The sequence below is a fragment of the Streptomyces sp. HSS9-12 genome, assembly GCF_054963655.1.
The window spans coordinates 50546-68550 of the sequence record NZ_JBUEGC010000023.1; the positions used below are offsets into that span (position 1 = coordinate 50546).

The following is an 18005-nucleotide window of genomic DNA, read 5'->3' on the forward strand; positions in this document are numbered from 1 at the left end:
ACATGAACGACTTTTCCGGCGGTGAGGTTCGCCTTTCCGGAATCAGCAAGACGTACGGCTCGTTCACGGCCGTACACCCCCTCGATCTGACCGTTCCCGCGGGCTCCTTCTTCGCCCTGCTCGGAGCGTCCGGCTGTGGAAAGACCACCACCCTGCGGATGATCGCCGGGCTCGAGGATCCGACGACCGGCACGGTCGTCCTGGGCGACAAGGACATCACCGCCCTGCCGCCCTACAAGCGCCCGGTGAATACCGTCTTCCAGAACTACGCGCTCTTCCCGCACCTGGACGTCTACGAGAACGTCGCCTTCGGCCTGCGCCGACGCGGCGTCAAGTCCGTGGGCAGCCAGGTTGCGGAGATGCTGGAGCTGGTGCAGCTCGGCCAGTACGCGCGCCGCAAGCCGACCCAGCTCTCCGGCGGTCAGCAGCAGCGCGTCGCCGTCGCCCGTGCGCTGATCAACCACCCGCAGGTGCTGCTCCTGGACGAGCCCCTCGGCGCGCTCGACCTCAAGTTGCGCCGCCAGATGCAGCTGGAGCTCAAGCGGATCCAGACCGAGGTCGGCATTACCTTCATTCACGTCACCCACGACCAGGAGGAGGCCATGACCATGGCCGACACCATCGCGGTGATGAACGCCGGCCGGGTCGAGCAACTGGGCGCGCCCGCCGACCTGTACGAGAACCCGCGGACGACGTTCGTGGCCAACTTCCTCGGCCAGTCCAACCTCATCGAGGCGGAGATCACCGGTAAGTCCGGCGACGATCTGCTCCTGAAGGCGGCCGGGGAGAGGCTGGCCCTGCCGGCCGGGCGCTGCAGTACGGGCTCCACCGCCGAGGGCAGCAAGGTCCTCGCGGGCGTCCGCCCGGAGAAGATCTCCATCAGCCACCGGGACGACGCCGACGGCATACCCGCCGGGCGCAACCGGATATCCGGCACCGTCGTGGACTCCAGCTTCATCGGGGTCTCCACGCAGTACGTGGTGAAGAGCGCGGCCGGGGAGATCGCGGTCTTCGAGCAGAACGTCGAGCGCGACTCCCGGCTCGCTCCCGGAGCGCCGGTCGTCCTGCACTGGAACCCGGCCCACACCTTCGGCCTGGACGCCGCCCAGGACATCGACGCCGGAACAGAGGAGGTGGGGGACGAATGACCCTGACTGCCCCACCGCCTCTCGAGGTGCCGGCGGCGCCGCAAGCGGTCGGCGCACCCGCCGCCCGCCGCCGGCGGGTGCCCTATCTGCTGCTGCTCCCCGGTATCGCCTGGCTGCTGGTGTTCTTCGTGGCACCGATGGTCTACCAGGCCTCCACCTCGGTGCAGACCGGTTCCCTGGAAACCGGCTACCGGGTCACCTGGCACTTCCAGACCTACACGGACGCCATCGCCGAGTACTACCCGCACTTCCTGCGGTCGGTCCTGTTCGGCGGGCTCGCGACGGTGCTGTGCCTGCTGATCGGCTACCCGCTCGCGTACATGATCGCGTTCCGGGCCGGCCGGTGGCGCAATGTGCTGCTGGTGATGGTCGTGGCGCCGTTCTTCACCAGCTTCCTGATCCGCACCCTGGCCTGGAAGACGATCCTGTCCGACCAGGGCCCGCTGGTCACCACCCTCGATTCGCTCGGGATCCTCCACCTCACCTCGGCGATCGGCCTGACCGAGGGCAGCCGCGTTCTCGCGACCCCGCTCGCGGTGGTGTGCGGACTGACGTACAACTTCCTGCCCTTCATGATCCTGCCGCTGTACTCCAGCCTGGAGCGGATCGACCCCCGGCTGCACGAGGCGGCAGGGGACCTGTACGCCAAGCCGGCCATCACCTTCCGCAAGGTGACCTTCCCGCTGTCCATGCCGGGTGTGGTGGCGGGCACGCTGCTCACCTTCATTCCGGCGTCCGGCGACTACATCAACGCCGAACTCCTCGGTACGACCAACCAGAAGATGGTCGGCAATGTCATCCAGTCGCAGTTCCTGCGCGTGCTGGACTATCCGACCGCCGCCGCCCTGTCGTTCATCCTCATGGCGGTGATCCTGGTGATCGTCAGCATCTACATCCGCAAGGCAGGGACGGAGGAACTGGTCTGATGACGACTGTCCTCACCTGGATCCGCCGCAATCTGGTCGTGCTCGCGGGCCTCCTCGCGCTCGCGTATCTGATCCTGCCGAACATCGTGGTGCTGGTCTTCTCCTTCAACCAGCCCAAGGGCCGGTTCAACTACCAGTGGCAGGGCTTCTCCACCCACGCCTGGGCCAATCCGTGCGGTCAGGCCGATCTGTGCCAGTCGCTCGGCATCAGTCTGCAGATCGCGATCTACGCCACGGTCGGGGCGACCATCCTGGGCACGATGATCGCCTTCGCGCTCGCCCGCTACCGCTTCCGGGGCCGCGCCGCGACCAATCTGCTCATCTTCCTCCCGATGTCGATGCCCGAGGTCGTCATGGCCGCCTCGCTCGGCACGCTGTTCCTCAACATGCGAATCGACTTCGGGTTCTGGACCGTCCTCATCGCGCACATCATGTTCTGCCTGAGCTTTGTCGTCGTGGCGGTCAAGGCGCGCGTGCTGAGCATGGACCCGCGGCTGGAGCAGGCCGCCCAAGACCTGTACGCGACCCCCACGCAGACGTTCTTCAAGGTGACCCTGCCCCTGGCCGCCCCCGGCATCGCCGGCGGAGCGCTGCTGTCCTTCGCCCTGTCCTTCGACGATTTCATCATCACCAACTTCAACGCGGGCGCGATGGTGACGTTCCCGATGTACGTCTGGGGCGCGGCGCAGCGCGGAACGCCGGTGCAGATCAATGTCATCGGTACGGCGATGTTCATCGTCGCCGTGCTGTGCGTCCTCGGCGGCCAGCTGGTCGGACGAGGCCGCCAGAAAGCTGAAAGGCCATGAGGCACCCCGCAGCCACACCCGCCGCCGCCCATGCGCTCGCCGGCGCCCAGCCGGTGCCGTACTGGCTGGACGACCCGGACCGGCCCCGGGCCCGTCCCGCTCTCGTCGGCGACGAGCACTGCGACCTGCTCGTCGTCGGCGGGGGCTACAGCGGACTGTGGACCGCCCTGCTCGCCAAGGAGCGCGACCGGGCCCGCGATGTCGTGCTGGTCGAGGGCGAGGAGGTCGGCTGGGCCGCCTCCGGCCGCAACGGAGGCTTCTGCGCCGCCTCCCTCACCCACGGCCTCGCCAACGGCCTCTCCCGCTGGCCGCGGGAGCTTGCGAAGCTGGAGGAGCTGGGCCGCCGCAATCTCGACGGGATCGAGGAGGCGGTCGCCCGCCACGGCATCGACTGCGACTTCGAGCGCACCGGCGAGATCGATGTGGCGACCCAGCCGCACCAGGTCGCCGAGCTGCGCGAGACCGTGGAGGAGGCGGCGAAGCTCGGCGTCGAGCTGACCTTCCTCGACCGCGACGCGATGCGGGCCGAGGTCGACTCGCCGACCTTCCTCGCCGGAGTCTGGAACCGCACCGACGTTGCGATGCTCAACCCTGCCCGGCTCGCCTGGGGGCTGAAGCGCGCCTGCCTCGACCTCGGCGTGCGCATCTACGAACACACCCCCGCCGCCGCTCTGGCCTCCCAGGGGGCGCAGATGGCGGTCCGCACGCCGTACGGCCGGGTGTTCGCCCGGCAGGTCGCCCTCGGCACCAACGCCTTCCCGTCGCTGGTGCGGCGCGTCCGCCCGTACGTCATCCCGGTCTACGACTACGCCCTGATGACCGAGCCGCTCACCCCCGAGCAGCTGGACTCGGTCGGCTGGAAGAACCGTCAGGGCCTCAGCGACAGCGCCAACCACTTCCACTACTTCCGGCTGACGGCCGACAACCGCATCCTGTGGGGCGGTTACGACGCCGTGTACCACTACGGCAGCCGGATCGACCGGGAGCTCGACCAGCGGCCGGAGACGTTCCTGAAGCTCGCCACCCACTTCCTCCGCTGCTTCCCCCAGCTGGAGGGGGTGCGCTTCAGCCACACCTGGGGCGGCGTGATCGACACCTGCTCGCGCTTCTCGCCCTTCTTCGGCACCGCCCACGGCGGCCGGGTGGCCTACGCGCTCGGCTACACCGGGCTCGGCGTCGGCGCGACCCGCTTCGGCGCGGATGTGATGCTCGACCTGCTGAGCGGCGAGCGCACCGAGCGTACGGAGTCGGAGATGGTCCTTACGAAGCCGCTGCCGTTCCCGCCCGAGCCGGTGCGCTGGGCGGGGATCGGTATCACCCAGTGGTCGCTGACCCGTGCCGACGCGACGGCCGGCCGCCGCAACCTGTGGTTGAAGGCGATGGACCGGCTCGGCCTCGGCTTCGACTCGTAGTCGCAGGGCTGCACGAGCGGTCGCTCGCTCCAACTTGTGCGCCTCGACGTGCGCTCTGGCGCAGAGTCTGACAACTCCGCTGTCGCTCCCACCGGGGCCGGTCCTCGCCGACTTCGCCGACTCCCGGACCGGCTTCTTCGTGCCACCCGGCACCGTGTCCCACTGGCTTGGCACGAACGTACGAGGAGCAGGCAGCGGCACCTGGATCGCCGTCCCCTGCCCGGGCCGGTCCACCGGTGCCGTCCGGTGGCTGCTCCCGTACTCATCCCACCGGACGGCACGGGCACACTCACCGATCTGGGGATTCTGGAGCTGGGCATGCATGAGGCCGCCGCGGGAATCGCCCGAGCAACGGACCACTGACGGCCCACAGGAGGGTGCCGCACAGGCACCAGCTGCCGATCACGTCGAGGGGCCAGTGGTAGCCCCGCCGGACCAGGCTCGCACCCACGGCGAGGTTCAGCGCGACCGCTGCCGCCACGAGCAGACACCGCGTCAGGAGGCGCCGCATGGAGGGCAGGAGCAGCAGGGCCGCGGCTCCGTACGCGACGGTGGCCGTGGCCGCGTGGCCCGACGGGTAGAAGCCCGGGTAGTTCACCAGCGGTCCGGTCGGGCCCGGCCGGGCGATCCAGGTCTTCAGCGGCAGCACCAGCGCCGGGACTATGGCCATCACCAGGGCGGCGGTGAGGGGCGGCAGCCAGTGGCGCCCCCTGCCGTCGCTCCAGCCCCGCCATGCGGTCCAGCCGGCCGCCACCACCAGCACACCCACCGCGACCGGGATGTTGGCCAGGTCCACACAGAACTGGGCGACGGGAGAGTGGGCCTTCGGCACCGCGAGCCGGTGGCTGGCCCGCTCGTCCACGTGCCGCAGCGGCCCGCCGGCCACCACCTGCCAGGTGACGACGGCGAACAGCACCGGGAGCAGCAGGCCCAGGGGAAGGAACGAGAGAGGCCGCCCCGGAACAGGGGGGGAGGTTCCGAGGCGGCCACCTCGACCGGTGAACCGCGCGCCCCGGGGGGTTTGGGGCGGGCGGTCGTCCGATCGGTGAGGAATCCCAGAGCCAGAGGCTCCAGTGGTGTGCGCGAGGGCACGACCGGGCCGGGGCTGGGGATGCACCGGGCCGGTGCCGCCCGCAGGGCCCTGCGGGCGGGGTGTTTCTCTCATCTCCAGAAACCGTACGGCAGCTGTGGCGGGGCCGACAGGCGCAACGCCGGTCCGCCATCGGCCTCCCACACATTCTTCACCGGACCACCAGCTACCGGGCGGTCACTCAGAGCGCGGCGAGCGCGCCCTCGATGATGTCCAGGCCCTCGTTCAGCAGGTCCTCGCCGATGACCAGCGGCGGCAGGAAGCGCAGCACGTTGCCGTACGTACCGCAGGTCAGGACCAGCAGACCCTCCTGGTGGCAGGCCTTGGCGAGCGCCGCCGTGGCCGCCGGGTCGGGGTCCTTGGAACCGGACTTCACCAGCTCGATCGCGATCATCGCGCCGCGGCCACGCACGTCGCCGATGATGTCGTTCTTCTCCTGCATCGCGGTGAGGCGGCCCTTCATGACCTCCTCGATGCGCTTGGCCTTGGCGTTCAGGTCCAGCTCGCGCATGGTCTGGATCGCACCGAGCGCGCCGGCGCAAGCCACCGGGTTGCCGCCGTAGGTGCCGCCGAGGCCGCCGGCGTGCGCGGCGTCCATGATCTCGGCGCGGCCGGTGACGGCGGAGAGCGGCAGACCGCCCGCGATGCCCTTGGCGGTGGTGATCAGGTCCGGGACGATGCCCTCGTCCTCACAGGCGAACCACTGGCCGGTACGGCAGAAGCCGGACTGGATCTCGTCCGCGATGAAGACGATGCCGTTGTCGCCCGCGAACTTCACCAGCGCCGGCAGGAAGCCCTTGGCCGGCTCGATGAAGCCGCCCTCACCGAGGACCGGCTCGATGACGATCGCGGCGACGTTCTCCGGGCCGATCTGCTTGGTGATGTTGTCGATCGCGATGGCCGCGGCTTCCTTGGCGCAGTTCTCCGGGCCGGTCAGCCAGCGGTAGGGGTAGGCCACCGGCACGCGGTAGACCTCGGGCGCGAACGGGCCGAACGAGTGCTTGTACGGCATGTTCTTGGCGGTCAGCGCCATCGTCAGGTTCGTACGGCCGTGGTAGCCGTGGTCGAAGACGACGACCGCCTGGCGCTTGGTGTACGCGCGGGCGATCTTGACCGCGTTCTCGACGGCCTCGGCGCCGGAGTTGAACAGCGCCGACTTCTTGGCGTGGTCGCCCGGGGTGAGCTTGGCCAGCTCCTCACAGACCTCCACGTAGCCCTCGTACGGCGTCACCATGAAACAGGTGTGGGTGAAGTCGGCGAGCTGGGCGGAGGCGCGGCGTACGACGGCCTCGGCGCTCGCGCCGACCGAGGTCACGGCGATGCCGGAGCCGAAGTCGATCAGCCGGTTGCCGTCGACGTCCTCGATGATGCCGCCGCCGGCCCGGGTGGTGAAGACCGGCAGCACGGACCCGACACCGGCGGCGACCGCGGCGCTACGGCGGGCCTGGAGCTCCTGGGACTTCGGCCCGGGGATCGCGGTGACGACGCGGCGCTCCTGCGGGAGCGAGTGTCCTCCGGCGGTTGCGGTCATGGGACTCTCCTGTGGTGTGGTCCGGGATAAAACTGGTCCTATCTCGGCAGGCTAGGGCCGGGGGGCGATACGGGGCATGCTCCGTTCGGTAGCGCTGGGCGTGTCACGTTGTCCGTCACGGACATACCGAGCATCCGGTGGACATCCCACGGATGTCGGCCGACTGCCTACTCCGATGCGCTGGGGGTGCCGTCCGCTCCACTAGATTGAGCGGCGTCGTGCACGCAGGCAGTTGGCTGGTCAGGGGGCAGCAGATGGACACCGACGGCACGTACGACCCGGGCGGCACCCGGTCCCACCCGGTGTCGCCCCAAGTCCCGTCCGACAAGCCCCCGACGGCCTCTCCGGACACCCGGCCCGCTCCGGCCGTGCCGCCGATGCCGCACCAGGCGCCCGCCGCCGGCGCACCGCCGCTCCTCGCATGGCTACGGGCCCCACGCCCCGAAGCGGAGCCCGGCATCTTCAGGTACGGACACCAGCTCCCGCCCCCGGAGGACCCGAACCGCATCCCGGACCGGCGGCTCATCGGCGGCGCGCTGCTGTCGCTGCTGTGCGCACTGCTGGTGTGGTCGCTGTTCTGGAACGGCTACCTCCCCGTCTGGCCCGTGGTGCTGACCATCACCCCCGACGCCTGGCACGGCGGCGGTGCCTTCGTCGTCGTCTCCTATCTCACCTACGCGATCGTCGTCGCCCTGCTGGTGAAGATCTTTGCGAAGAGCGGCAACTGGCCCGAGGCCCTGCGACGGTACGTGCTGCCCTTGCTGGACCGCGCCAGAACCCAGCCAGGGGACGGCGCCCCCGTCGCCCAGGCCCCCGGGGCCCCGGCCGATCCCGCCGACTGGCCGGAGGTCCGCGCCGGGGGCAGCCCCGCCGCGGCCGACCGGCTCGCGGACGAGGTGCGCTCCGGCCGGATGAACGACGTCGACTTCGCACGGATCCGCCGGGCCTGGCAGTCGGTCCAGGCACAGCCCGAGCGCCTCAAGGCCTTCACCGACACCGTGCTGCGGGACGGCGCCGTCGCCTGCGGGCACCCCTCGGGGGCGCGCGACCTTCCCGTGCGCGCCGCCGTGCACGACCTTGTCGCCCACCAGGTCCGGATCGGCAAGGCCGGCCCCGGGACGCGTAACCCGTACGCCCATCGCGGCGCCGCCCTCGCCCTCGACCCCGCCCTGCTCGGCACCTCGCTGCTCGCCGTGGGCCCGCCCGGTGCGGGCAAGACCCGCCATCTCATCCGCCCTGTCGTCGAGTCGCTGTCCCTCCTGGCACTCGCGGGCCAGGCGGCGGTCGTAGCCGTCGGCGCGGCGGGCACCGACCTCGGGCCGGACGACGCGTACGACGTCGTGATCAGGCTCGGTGACCCCGACTCCGCGTACGATCTGGACCTCTACGGGGGCACCACCGACCCGGACGAGGCGGCGGGGGTCCTCGCCGAGGCGCTGCTCGGCGACCTGGCCGCGACCGCGGGCCCGGAGGGGGACAACCGCCGGGCCGTCACCGTGCTCGCCCAGGTCCTCGGCCCCTACCGCGCCGCCCACGGCCGCTTCCCGTCGGTCTCCGAACTGCGGGAACTCCTCGACGGCGCGCCGCATGCCCTCGCCGCACTGCGCGAGGCCCTGGACGAGGCCGGGCAGTACGCGCAGGCGCGCGAACTCGACGCGCGTGAGCGCCAGGCGGGGCGCCCGGGCGACCCTGGCGCGCTCCTCGCCGACCGTGTCGCGCTCCTGGACCGCCCCGCGTTCCAGGGCTTCTTCGACACCGGCGGGCAGAGTCGTCCGTTCTCGCCACGCGCCCTGGAACACCCGCTGCGGGTGCGTATCGATTTGCCCGAGCGGGGCCACGCGGAAGCCTCGCGGATGCTCGCCCGGCTCGTCCTCGCCCAGTTCACGGCCTGTGTGGCCGCCCGTACCGACCGCTCGCTCTTCGCCTGCCTGGTCCTGGACGACGCCGCCCACACCGTCACCGCGGAGACCGTCCGCGGCATCCAGCGGCTGCGCTCCGCCAACGCGGGCGCAGTACTCGCGTTGCGCACCCTCGACGAGGTGCCGGAGTCGCTGCGCAGCGCGCTGCTGGGGGCGGTCGGCTGCCGGATGGCGCTGTCCGGGGTGACGACCTGGGACGGCAAGCGGTTCGCGGAGGCCTGGGGGACGGCCTGGGTGGAGACCCGCGACGTCACCAGCACCCCGGACACCTCCGGAGGGCTGCCGCGGCGGCTGCTGCGCGGTGTACGGCGGATCTTCACCGGCGAGGCCGCCACCACCCAGTCGGTTACCGTGCGGACGGTCGAGCGCGAGCGCTGGTCGGCGTCCGAACTGGCCCACTCCGTACCGGCCGGGCACGCGGTGCTGTCCCTGACCACGGTCCGCGGCGAGCACGTCGCGCCGCTCCTTGTCGACTTGCGGGCCTGACGGACCGGAACGCGGGCACGCAGCGGGGGGTGCCGCGCATTCTTCCGCTGAGGCAGAATCGACCTGAGCCGTTCATACGGGACGGCGAAGTCCTCGCACCGCTCGCCAGAAGGTGTCATGCCACCCACGCTCGCCTCTCTCGTCCACCATTCCGCGCTCAAACTGGGCGTCCGGGCGGGCGGCGATCGGCTGGACGCCACTGTGCGCTGGGCACACCCCAGCGAGCTCGCGGATCCCGTGCCGTACATGGAGGGTGGCGAGCTGCTGCTCACCACGGCCATGAAGCTCGACGCCGAGAACCCGGAGGCGATGCGCCGGTATGTGCGGCGGCTGGTGAAGGCGGGGGTCGTCGGGCTCGGCTTCGCCGTCGGCGTCAACTACGAGGATGTGCCCGAGGCGCTGGTGACGGCCGCCGAGGAAGAGGGCCTTCCGCTGCTGGAGGTGCCGGCCCGCACCCCGTTCATCGCGATCAGCAAGGCCGTCTCGGCCGCGATAGCCGCCGAGCAGTACCGCGCCGTGACGGCGGGATTCGAGGCTCAGCGCGAGCTGACCCGGGCCGCACTGAGCGCCGAGGGTCCGGCGGCCCTGCTCGCCCGGCTCGCCGCGAACGTCGACGGCTGGGCGGCGCTCTACGACGCCTCGGGCGCGGTGGTGGCCGCGGCCCCAGAGTGGGCGGCGCGCCGCGCCGCGCGGCTCGCGTCCGACGTTGAGCGGCTGCGCGAGCGGCCGGCCCCGGCGAGCGCGGTCGCCGGCGGCACGGACGAAGGGGCGGACCGGGTCGAGCTGCAGTCCCTCGGCACCGGGCGCCGGGCCCGTGGCGTACTCGCCGTCGGCACGGGCGCCCCGCTGGGCACCGCCGAGCGGTACGCCGTGCACTCCGCGATCGCCCTGCTCACCCTGACCACCGAGCGCTCCCGCACCTTGCAGGAGGCGGAGCAGCGGCTCGGGGCGGCTGTTCTGCGGATGCTGCTGGCGGGGGAGCCCGACCACGCCCGGACGGTGGCGGGCGGGCTGTACGGCACGCTGCTGGACGCGCCGTTCCGCACGCTCGTCGCGGAGGCGGTGACCGGGGCGGCCGGCGCGGCCGAGGAGGGGGCGGGGGAGGCCGAACCGACGCATCCGGAGGCCCTCGGCGCGCTCGCGGACACCCTGGAAGCGGCAGCGGCCCGCGGCGGCGAGGCCGTGCTGACCGTGGCGGACGGCGACCGGCTGGTCGTGCTCGCTCCCGACGGCGGTACGGCGGTCGCCGCGTGTGAGGAGTACGCCGCGACGGTGGAGGCGCGGCGCGGCACGGCGGCGCGGGCGCATGAGCCGGGCGGCGCGGTCGAGGCCGATGAACTCGTCATAGGGCTCTCCGCACCGACCGGCCCCATAGGCGCCTCGGCCGCCTACCGCCAGGCGGAGCAGGCCCTGTCCGTGGCCCGGCGCCGCGGCCGCGTCCTCGTCGAACACGAGCAGGTGGCCGCAGGATCCGTACTGCCACTGCTCGCCGACGACGCGGTACGGGCCTTCGCGGACGGGATGCTGCGGGCGCTGCGCGAGCACGATGCGACGGGCCGCGGCGACCTGGTCGCCTCGCTGCGGGCGTGGCTTTCGCGCCACGGGCAGTGGGACGCGGCCGCCGCGGATCTCGGGGTGCACCGGCACACGCTGCGCTACCGCATGCGGCGGGTCGAGGAGATCCTGGGCCGCTCCCTCGACGACCCGGATGTCCGCATGGAACTCTGGCTGGCCCTGAAGGCCACCTCGACCACCCCCGATTGACGCGCTTGTGCCGCGCGCGGCGCTTTCCCGCGCACCCGCCCCCGAACAGAGGCGGGTGCGCGGGGAAACCGGCGCGAAGCGCCAGGGCGGCGCAGCTGCTGCCGGTTGCCGGGCCGCGGCCGACCCGCGCTCGCGGGAGTGGCCCTCCGCCCGCATTCCTGACAGGTGACCCGGTCGGGAGGGGCATGGGCCGCGCTGTGCGCTTCCGCCGCTGGGGAAGCGGTGGCGTCCACCGGGCGCTGCACCGATCGCTCGGCGCAGCGCCCGTCGGCGGAGCGGGCCCCCGGAAGGGCCCGCTCCGGATCAGCAACCGCACCGGAGGTGACAAAGCGGCGCGGCACCCGCCGTCACCACTCCACGCCGGACAAACGCCATTCCGTACTCGCGCCCCTACCGTGGTGAGCCAGAGAGCCAACTGCACACATCCCCACCACTTCGGAAGGGCCGGGATCCGCTGTGACCACCACTCATGCGTTCTGGCTCGCCGGCCGCAAGGCGACCGGCGAGGGCACGATCGACGTCACCTCTCCCTGGGACGGCCGTCTCGTCGGCACGGTGAGCGTTCCCACCGAGGCCCAGGTCGAGGAGGCGGTCGCCGCCGCGTACGCCGTCCGCGAGGAGTTCGCCGCGACGCCCGCACACGTCCGGGCCGCTGCCCTCGACCACGTCGCGCGGCGCCTCGCGGAGCGTACCGAGGAGATCGCCCAGCTGATCTCCGCCGAGAACGGCAAGCCCATCAAGTGGGCGCGCGGCGAGGTCGGCCGCGCCATCTCCGTGTTCCGCTTCGCGTCCGAGGAGGCCCGCCGCTTCAACGGCGGTGAGGCGCAGCGCCTGGACACCGACGCCGGTGGTGTCGGCCGTCTCGCCCTGACCCGTCGCTTCCCCCGCGGTGTGGTCCTCGGCATCGCGCCGTTCAACTTCCCGCTCAACCTGTGCGCGCACAAGGTTGCCCCCGCCATCGCCGTCGGCACCCCGATCATCCTCAAGCCCGCACCGGCGACCCCGCTGTCCGGCCTGATCCTCGGCGAGCTGCTCGCCGAGACCGATCTGCCGGCCGGCTCCTGGAGCGTGCTGCCGGTGCCGAACGACCGCATGCCGGCCCTGGTGAAGGACGAGCGCCTGCCGGTCATCTCTTTCACCGGTTCGGACAAGGTCGGTTACGCGATCCAGGAGTCGGTGCCGGGCAAGCACTGCACCCTGGAGCTGGGCGGCAACGGCGCGGCCGTCGTCCTCGCCGACTGGTCCTCCGAGGCCGACCTCGACCGGGCGGCGTCCCGGATCGCCACCTTCGCCAACTACCAGGGCGGCCAGTCCTGCATCTCGGTGCAGCGCGTCATCGCGGACGCCTTGGTCTACGACCGCCTCGTCCCGAAGATCGTGGCGGCCGTCGAGGCGCAGGGCACCGGCGACCCGTCCGACGACGCGACCGACGTCGGCCCCCTGGTCAGCGAGGACGCGGCCAAGCGCGTCGAGTCCTGGGTCGACGAGGCCGTGAACGCCGGCGCCAAGCTGCTCACCGGTGGCAAGCGGGACGGCGCGACGTACGCCCCGACCGTCCTGGAGAACCTGCCGGCCGATGTCACCCTCGCCTGCGAGGAAGTTTTCGGCCCGGTTCTGACGCTGCACAAGGTGGACGGTGAGGACGAGGCCTTCGCGGCGGTCAACGACTCCAAGTTCGGCCTGCAGACCGGCGTGTTCACGCACGACCTGCAGACCGCGTTCCGCGCCCACCGCGCACTCGAAGTCGGCGGCGTCATCATCGGTGACGTCCCGTCCTACCGCGCGGACCAGATGCCGTACGGCGGCGTCAAGCAGTCCGGCGTCGGCCGCGAGGGCGTCCGCTACGCGATGGACGACTACACCTACGAGCGGGTCATGGTGCTCACCGGGATCGACCTCTGAGCTGCTCGCTCGCCGATCTTCCGGTGGACAGCACCTGCCGGAACTCGGGGGCGCACACCATGCGGTGTGCGCCCCCGCCGCATGTCCGCCGCGATTTTCCCCGGATGTGCCGTCCGGCCAGCCGAATTCGTGCGGCCGACGAGGTGGTGCTCACACGAGGGCTGGTACAGGTCGCTCGGATCGGGTAGATACGGCCAAGTAGCACCGGCTGGTAGTGCCGGGACCAGAGCCCCGACTCAGCGGCGAGGTGAGCCCTCATGTCCGCCCCATCCGTACCATCCGCCCCTTCCGGCAAGCCCACGGTCACGGAGCGTGAAGCGCGGCAGGTCGCCGAGGCCGCCCGCGAGCAGCAGTGGCGCAAGCCCAGCTTCGCCAAGGAGCTGTTCCTGGGCCGTTTCCGGCTCGAACTGATCCACCCGCACCCCACTCCGCCGGCCGAGTCCGTCGAACGCGGCGAGGCGTTCCTCGCCAAGCTGCGGGACTTCTGCGACACGAAGATCGACGGCGAGCGCATCGAGCGCGAAGTGCAGATTCCCGATGAGGTCATCGACGGCCTCAAGGACATCGGCGCGTTCGGCATGAAGATCGACACCAAGTACGGGGGACTCGGCCTCACCCAGGTCTACTACAACAAGGCCCTCGGCCTCGTCGGCTCCGCCAACCCCTCCATCGGCGCGCTGCTCTCGGCCCACCAGTCCATCGGTGTGCCGCAGCCCCTCAAGCTTTTCGGGACGCAGGAGCAGAAGGAGACCTTCCTGCCGCGCTGCGCCCGTACCGACATCTCCGCGTTCCTGCTCACCGAGCCGGACGTGGGCTCGGACCCGGCGCGCCTGGCGACCACCGCCGTTCCCGACGGGGACGACTACATCCTCGACGGCGTGAAGCTGTGGACGACCAACGGCGTCGTCGCCGACCTGCTTGTCGTCATGGCCCGGGTGCCCAAGTCGGACGGGCACAAGGGCGGCATCACCGCCTTCGTTGTCGAAGCCGCCTCCGAGGGCATCACCGTCGAGAACCGCAACGCCTTCATGGGCCTGCGCGGCCTGGAGAACGGCGTCACCCGTTTCCATCAGGTACGCGTCCCCGCCGCCAACCGCATCGGACCCGAGGGCGCCGGCCTCAAGATCGCCCTGACCACCCTCAACACCGGACGGCTCTCCTTGCCCGCCATGTGCGTCGGCGCCGGCAAGTGGTGCCTGAAGATCGCCCGCGAGTGGTCCAGGGTCCGCGAGCAGTGGGGCAAGCCGATCGCCAAGCACGAGGCCGTCGGCTCGAAGATCGCCTTCATCGCCGCCACCACCTTCGCCCTCGAGGCCGTGGTCGATCTCTCCAGCCAGATGGCCGACGAGGACCGCAACGACATCCGGATCGAGGCCGCGCTGGCCAAGCTCTACGGCTCCGAGATGGCCTGGCTGATGGCCGACGAGCTGGTGCAGATCCGCGGCGGCCGCGGCTTTGAGACCGCCGCCTCCCTCGCCGCCCGCGGCGAGCGCGCTGTCCCCGCCGAGCAGATGCTGCGCGACCTGCGCATCAACCGCATCTTCGAGGGGTCGACGGAGATCATGCACCTGCTCATCGCCCGCGAGGCCGTCGATGCGCACCTCTCGGTCGCGGGCGACCTCATCGACCCGGAGAAGTCCCTCTCCGACAAGGCCAAGGCGGGCGCGCGGGCCGGCGGGTTCTACGCCCGCTGGCTGCCCAAACTCGTCGCCGGTCCGGGCCAGCTGCCGCGCACCTTCAGCGAGTTCCACCCGCCAGGCCACCGCGACCTGTCCCAGCACCTGCGCTATGTCGAGCGCTCGTCCCGTAAGCTCGCCCGCTCCACCTTCTACGCCATGTCGCGCTGGCAGGGCCGGATGGAGACCAAGCAGGGCTTCCTCGGCCGGATCGTCGACATCGGCGCCGAGCTGTTCGCGATGAGTGCGGCCTGCGTCCGGGCCGACATGCTCCGCCGGGAGGGCGACAACGGCCGCGAGGCGTACCAGCTCGCCGACGCCTTCTGCCGGCAGGCGCGGATCCGTGTCGAGGAGCTCTTCGGGCGGCTGTGGACCAACACCGACGACCTCGACCGCAGGGTCGTTTCCAGCGTCCTCGACGGCGCCTACACCTGGCTGGAGGACGGCATCGTGGACCCCTCGGGCGACGGCCCCTGGATCGCCGATGCCACCCCCGGCCCGACCCGGAAGGAGAACGTCCACCGGCCCATCCGCTGAAATTCCGCACCCAGCGAGTGCTGGGATCGCCGAACCGTACGCTGACGGCCGCCCGGGGTACCCCATACGGTGACCCCGGGCGGCCGGGCACGTTTCACACGCAACAATGGGGGGATGACGGACGACTGCCTCGCTCACCCGCACTTCCGCTATGACGCGGCCACCGCCGCCGGCGGGGGGCCGCGGGACATTGTGATCCTCGGTTCCACCGGCTCGATCGGCACTCAGGCCATCGATGTCGTACTGCGCAACCCCGACCGCTTCCGGGTCACCGGCCTGTCCGCCGCCGGCGGGCGCGTGGCGCTGCTGGCCGAGCAGGCCCACCAGCTGCGGGTCCGTACGGTCGCAGTCGCCCGCGAGGACGTGGTGCCCGCGCTGCGCGAGGCGCTGTCCGCTCGGTACGGGCCCGGAGAGCCGCAGCCCGAGATCCTGGCGGGGCCGGACGCGGCAACGGAACTGGCCCGCACCGACTGCCACTCCGTTCTCAACGGCATCACCGGCTCCATCGGCCTCGCCCCCACCCTCGCCGCCCTGGAGGCCGGCCGGGTGCTGATCCTGGCCAACAAGGAGTCGCTGATCGTCGGCGGCCCGCTGGTGAAGGCGATCGCCAAGCCCGGCCAGATCGTGCCCGTCGACTCCGAGCACTCCGCGCTGTTCCAGGCCCTCATGGGTGGCAACCGCCAGGAGGTCCGCAAGCTGCTCGTCACCGCCTCCGGAGGCCCCTTCCGCGGCCGTACGAAGGCGGAGCTGGCCTCCGTCACCCCCGCGCAGGCGCTCGCCCATCCCACCTGGGACATGGGCCCGGTGATCACCATCAACTCAGCGACCCTGGTCAACAAGGGACTGGAGGTCATCGAGGCGCACCTGCTCTACGACATCCCGTTCGACCGGATCGAGGTCGTCGTCCATCCGCAGTCCTACGTGCACTCGATGGTGGAGTTCGTGGACGGCTCCACGCTGCTGCAGGCCAGCCCGCCCGATATGCGGATGCCGATCGCACTGGGCCTCGGCTGGCCCGACCGGGTGCCGGACGCCGCGCCCGGCTGCGACTGGACGAAGGCCTCGGCCTGGGAGTTCTTCCCGCTGGACGAGGACGCGTTCCCGTCGGTGGGGCTCGCCCGCCACGTCGGCGGCCTCGGCGGTACCGCACCCGCGGTGTTCAATGCGGCGAACGAGGAGTGCGTCGACGCCTTCCTGGCCGGCCGGCTGCCGTTCAATGGCATCGTGGACACGGTGGCCGACGTGGTCGCCGAACACGGCACACCCCGGGGAACCGGGCTGACCGTCGCGGATGTCCTGGAAGCGGAGGCCTGGGCGCGCAGCCGCGCCCGTGAACTGGCTGCTCGTGCGGCGGACGCGACATCGGAGGCGCAGGCGTGACGACATTGATGACGGTCCTTGGCATAGTCGTCTTCTTCGTCGGTCTGCTCTTCTCGATCGCCTGGCACGAGCTGGGACATCTGTCCACCGCGAAGCTCTTCGGCATCCGGGTGCCGCAGTACATGGTCGGCTTCGGCCCGACCCTCTGGTCGCGGCGCAAGGGCGAGACCGAGTACGGCATCAAGGCGATCCCGCTCGGCGGCTATATCCGCATGATCGGGATGTTCCCGCCCGGGGACGACGGCAAGGTCACCGCGCGGTCGACCTCGCCCTGGCGCGGCATGATCGAGGACGCCCGGTCGGCCGCCTTCGAGGAGCTCCAGCCCGGGGACGAGAGGCGACTGTTCTACACGCGCAAGCCGTGGAAGCGCGTGATCGTCATGTTCGCCGGGCCGTTCATGAACCTGATCCTGGCTGTGGCGATCTTCCTCGGGGTGCTGATGGGCTTCGGCATCAACACCCAGACCACCACCGTCAGCACCGTCTCGGACTGTGTGATCGCGCAGAGTGAGCACCGGGACACCTGCAAGAAGGGCGACCCGGACTCGCCCGCCAAGGCCGCGGGCCTGCGGCCCGGCGACAAGATCGTCGCCTTCCAGGGCCGGCCGGTCGACGACTGGTCCGCCCTGCAGGGGCGCATCCGCGACACCATCGGCCCAGCCACGCTCACCGTCGAGCGCCACGGTGAGCGCAAGACGCTGCACGCCGATCTGGTCGCGAACAAGGTGGTCAAGAACGACGGGAAGGGCGGGCAGGTCCGCGGCGAGTACGTCACCGCCGGCTTCCTGGGCTTCAGCCCGGCCACCGGAGTCGTCAAGCAGTCCCTGGACCAGTCGGCGGACCGCATGGGCGACATGATCACCTCGGGTGTCCAGGCGCTGATCGATCTGCCGTCGAAGGTCCCCGCCCTGTGGGACGCGACCTTCGGTGACGGCAAGCGCGAGCCCGACTCCCCGATGGGCGTGGTCGGCGCGGCCCGTGTGGGCGGTGAGGTGTTCAACCTCGACATCCCGCCGCAGCAGCGGATCGCGACCATGCTCTTCCTGGTCGCCGGCTTCAATCTGTCGCTGTTCCTGTTCAACATGCTGCCGTTGCTGCCGCTGGACGGCGGGCACATCGCGGGCGCGGTGTGGGAGTCCGTACGCCGTAACGCGGCCCGCGTCTTCCGGCGGCCCGACCCGGGCCCCTTCGATGTGGCGAAGCTGATGCCGGTCGCCTATGTGGTCGCCGGAGTCTTCATCTGCTTCACCCTGCTGGTGCTGATCGCGGACCTGGTCAACCCGGTCCGTATCTCCTGAGGGCCCTCACGTCCGCTCAAGGCGGCTCCACGGCGCGTCCAACGGGGTGGCCTGGATGCCATGCATCCGGCCGCCCCCTTTGGGCGGATTGGCGGGTGTGATGTGCTGGGGACAAGCCCCGTGCCGTAAT

The 18005-nt window shown here is 71.2% G+C and carries 12 protein-coding genes and 1 pseudogene; 11 read left to right on the plus strand and 2 right to left on the minus strand.

Translation table 11 applies throughout. The features are described from left to right. The first annotated feature begins 2 nt into the window (after positions 1 to 2). From ACY34J_RS14745 to ACY34J_RS14765, 5 genes and pseudogenes are all read left to right on the plus strand, one after another. On the plus strand, positions 3 to 1148 hold the full coding sequence (locus tag ACY34J_RS14745) for an ABC transporter ATP-binding protein (RefSeq protein ID WP_462726911.1): 1146 nt from the start codon (positions 3 to 5) through the stop codon (positions 1146 to 1148). Continuing rightward, the gene (locus ACY34J_RS14750; protein ID WP_462726910.1) at positions 1145 to 2074 is read left to right on the plus strand and encodes an ABC transporter permease; all 930 of its coding nucleotides are present in this window, start codon (positions 1145 to 1147) and stop codon (positions 2072 to 2074) included. The genes ACY34J_RS14745 and ACY34J_RS14750 overlap by 4 nt, the downstream gene beginning before the upstream one ends. Then, positions 2074 to 2880, plus strand: coding sequence for an ABC transporter permease (locus ACY34J_RS14755; protein ID WP_462726909.1), 807 nt, complete (start codon positions 2074 to 2076; stop codon positions 2878 to 2880). Before ACY34J_RS14750 ends, ACY34J_RS14755 begins: the two co-directional genes overlap by 1 nt. Further along, entirely contained in the window at positions 2877 to 4292 is a 1416-nt protein-coding gene (locus ACY34J_RS14760; RefSeq protein WP_462726908.1) for an NAD(P)/FAD-dependent oxidoreductase, read from the plus strand. Before ACY34J_RS14755 ends, ACY34J_RS14760 begins: the two co-directional genes overlap by 4 nt. A 91-nt stretch (positions 4293 to 4383) precedes the next feature. Continuing rightward, positions 4384 to 4655, plus strand: a pseudogene (locus tag ACY34J_RS14765) (hypothetical protein); the annotation flags it as partial. Here the strand turns inward: ACY34J_RS14765 and ACY34J_RS14770 are convergent. Further along, positions 4582 to 5208, minus strand: coding sequence for a phosphatase PAP2 family protein (locus ACY34J_RS14770; RefSeq protein ID WP_462726907.1), 627 nt, complete (start codon positions 5206 to 5208; stop codon positions 4582 to 4584). The pseudogene ACY34J_RS14765 and the gene ACY34J_RS14770 sit on opposite strands and share 74 nt — an antisense overlap. A gap of 355 nt (positions 5209 to 5563) precedes the next feature. Further along, positions 5564 to 6913, minus strand: a complete 1350-nt coding sequence (gene gabT / locus ACY34J_RS14775) for a 4-aminobutyrate--2-oxoglutarate transaminase (protein ID WP_462726906.1) — start codon at positions 6911 to 6913, stop codon at positions 5564 to 5566. A gap of 254 nt (positions 6914 to 7167) precedes the next feature. Between gabT and ACY34J_RS14780 the strand changes: the two genes are divergently transcribed. The 6 genes from ACY34J_RS14780 (at position 7168) to ACY34J_RS14805 (ending at position 17875) form a co-directional block, all read left to right on the plus strand. Further along, positions 7168 to 9318, plus strand: coding sequence for a type IV secretory system conjugative DNA transfer family protein (locus ACY34J_RS14780; RefSeq protein ID WP_462726951.1), 2151 nt, complete (start codon positions 7168 to 7170; stop codon positions 9316 to 9318). A gap of 117 nt (positions 9319 to 9435) precedes the next feature. Further along, complete coding sequence (locus ACY34J_RS14785) at positions 9436 to 11082, plus strand: PucR family transcriptional regulator (protein ID WP_462726905.1); 1647 nt, start codon at positions 9436 to 9438, stop codon at positions 11080 to 11082. A gap of 456 nt (positions 11083 to 11538) precedes the next feature. Then, positions 11539 to 12984, plus strand: a complete 1446-nt coding sequence (locus ACY34J_RS14790; protein ID WP_462726904.1) for an aldehyde dehydrogenase family protein — start codon at positions 11539 to 11541, stop codon at positions 12982 to 12984. 257 nt (positions 12985 to 13241) lie between these two features. Continuing rightward, positions 13242 to 15197 carry an acyl-CoA dehydrogenase family protein gene (locus ACY34J_RS14795; RefSeq protein WP_462726903.1) on the plus strand — a complete coding sequence of 652 codons (1956 nt, stop codon included), beginning with the start codon at positions 13242 to 13244 and terminating at the stop codon, positions 15195 to 15197. A 114-nt stretch (positions 15198 to 15311) separates the two neighbouring features. Next, the gene (gene dxr / locus ACY34J_RS14800) at positions 15312 to 16577 is read left to right on the plus strand and encodes a 1-deoxy-D-xylulose-5-phosphate reductoisomerase (protein WP_462726902.1); all 1266 of its coding nucleotides are present in this window, start codon (positions 15312 to 15314) and stop codon (positions 16575 to 16577) included. Beyond that, positions 16574 to 17875: a M50 family metallopeptidase gene (locus ACY34J_RS14805; RefSeq protein ID WP_462726901.1), complete on the plus strand. Its 1302-nt coding sequence runs from the start codon at positions 16574 to 16576 to the stop codon at positions 17873 to 17875. Before dxr ends, ACY34J_RS14805 begins: the two co-directional genes overlap by 4 nt. Positions 17876 to 18005 lie beyond the last annotated feature (130 nt).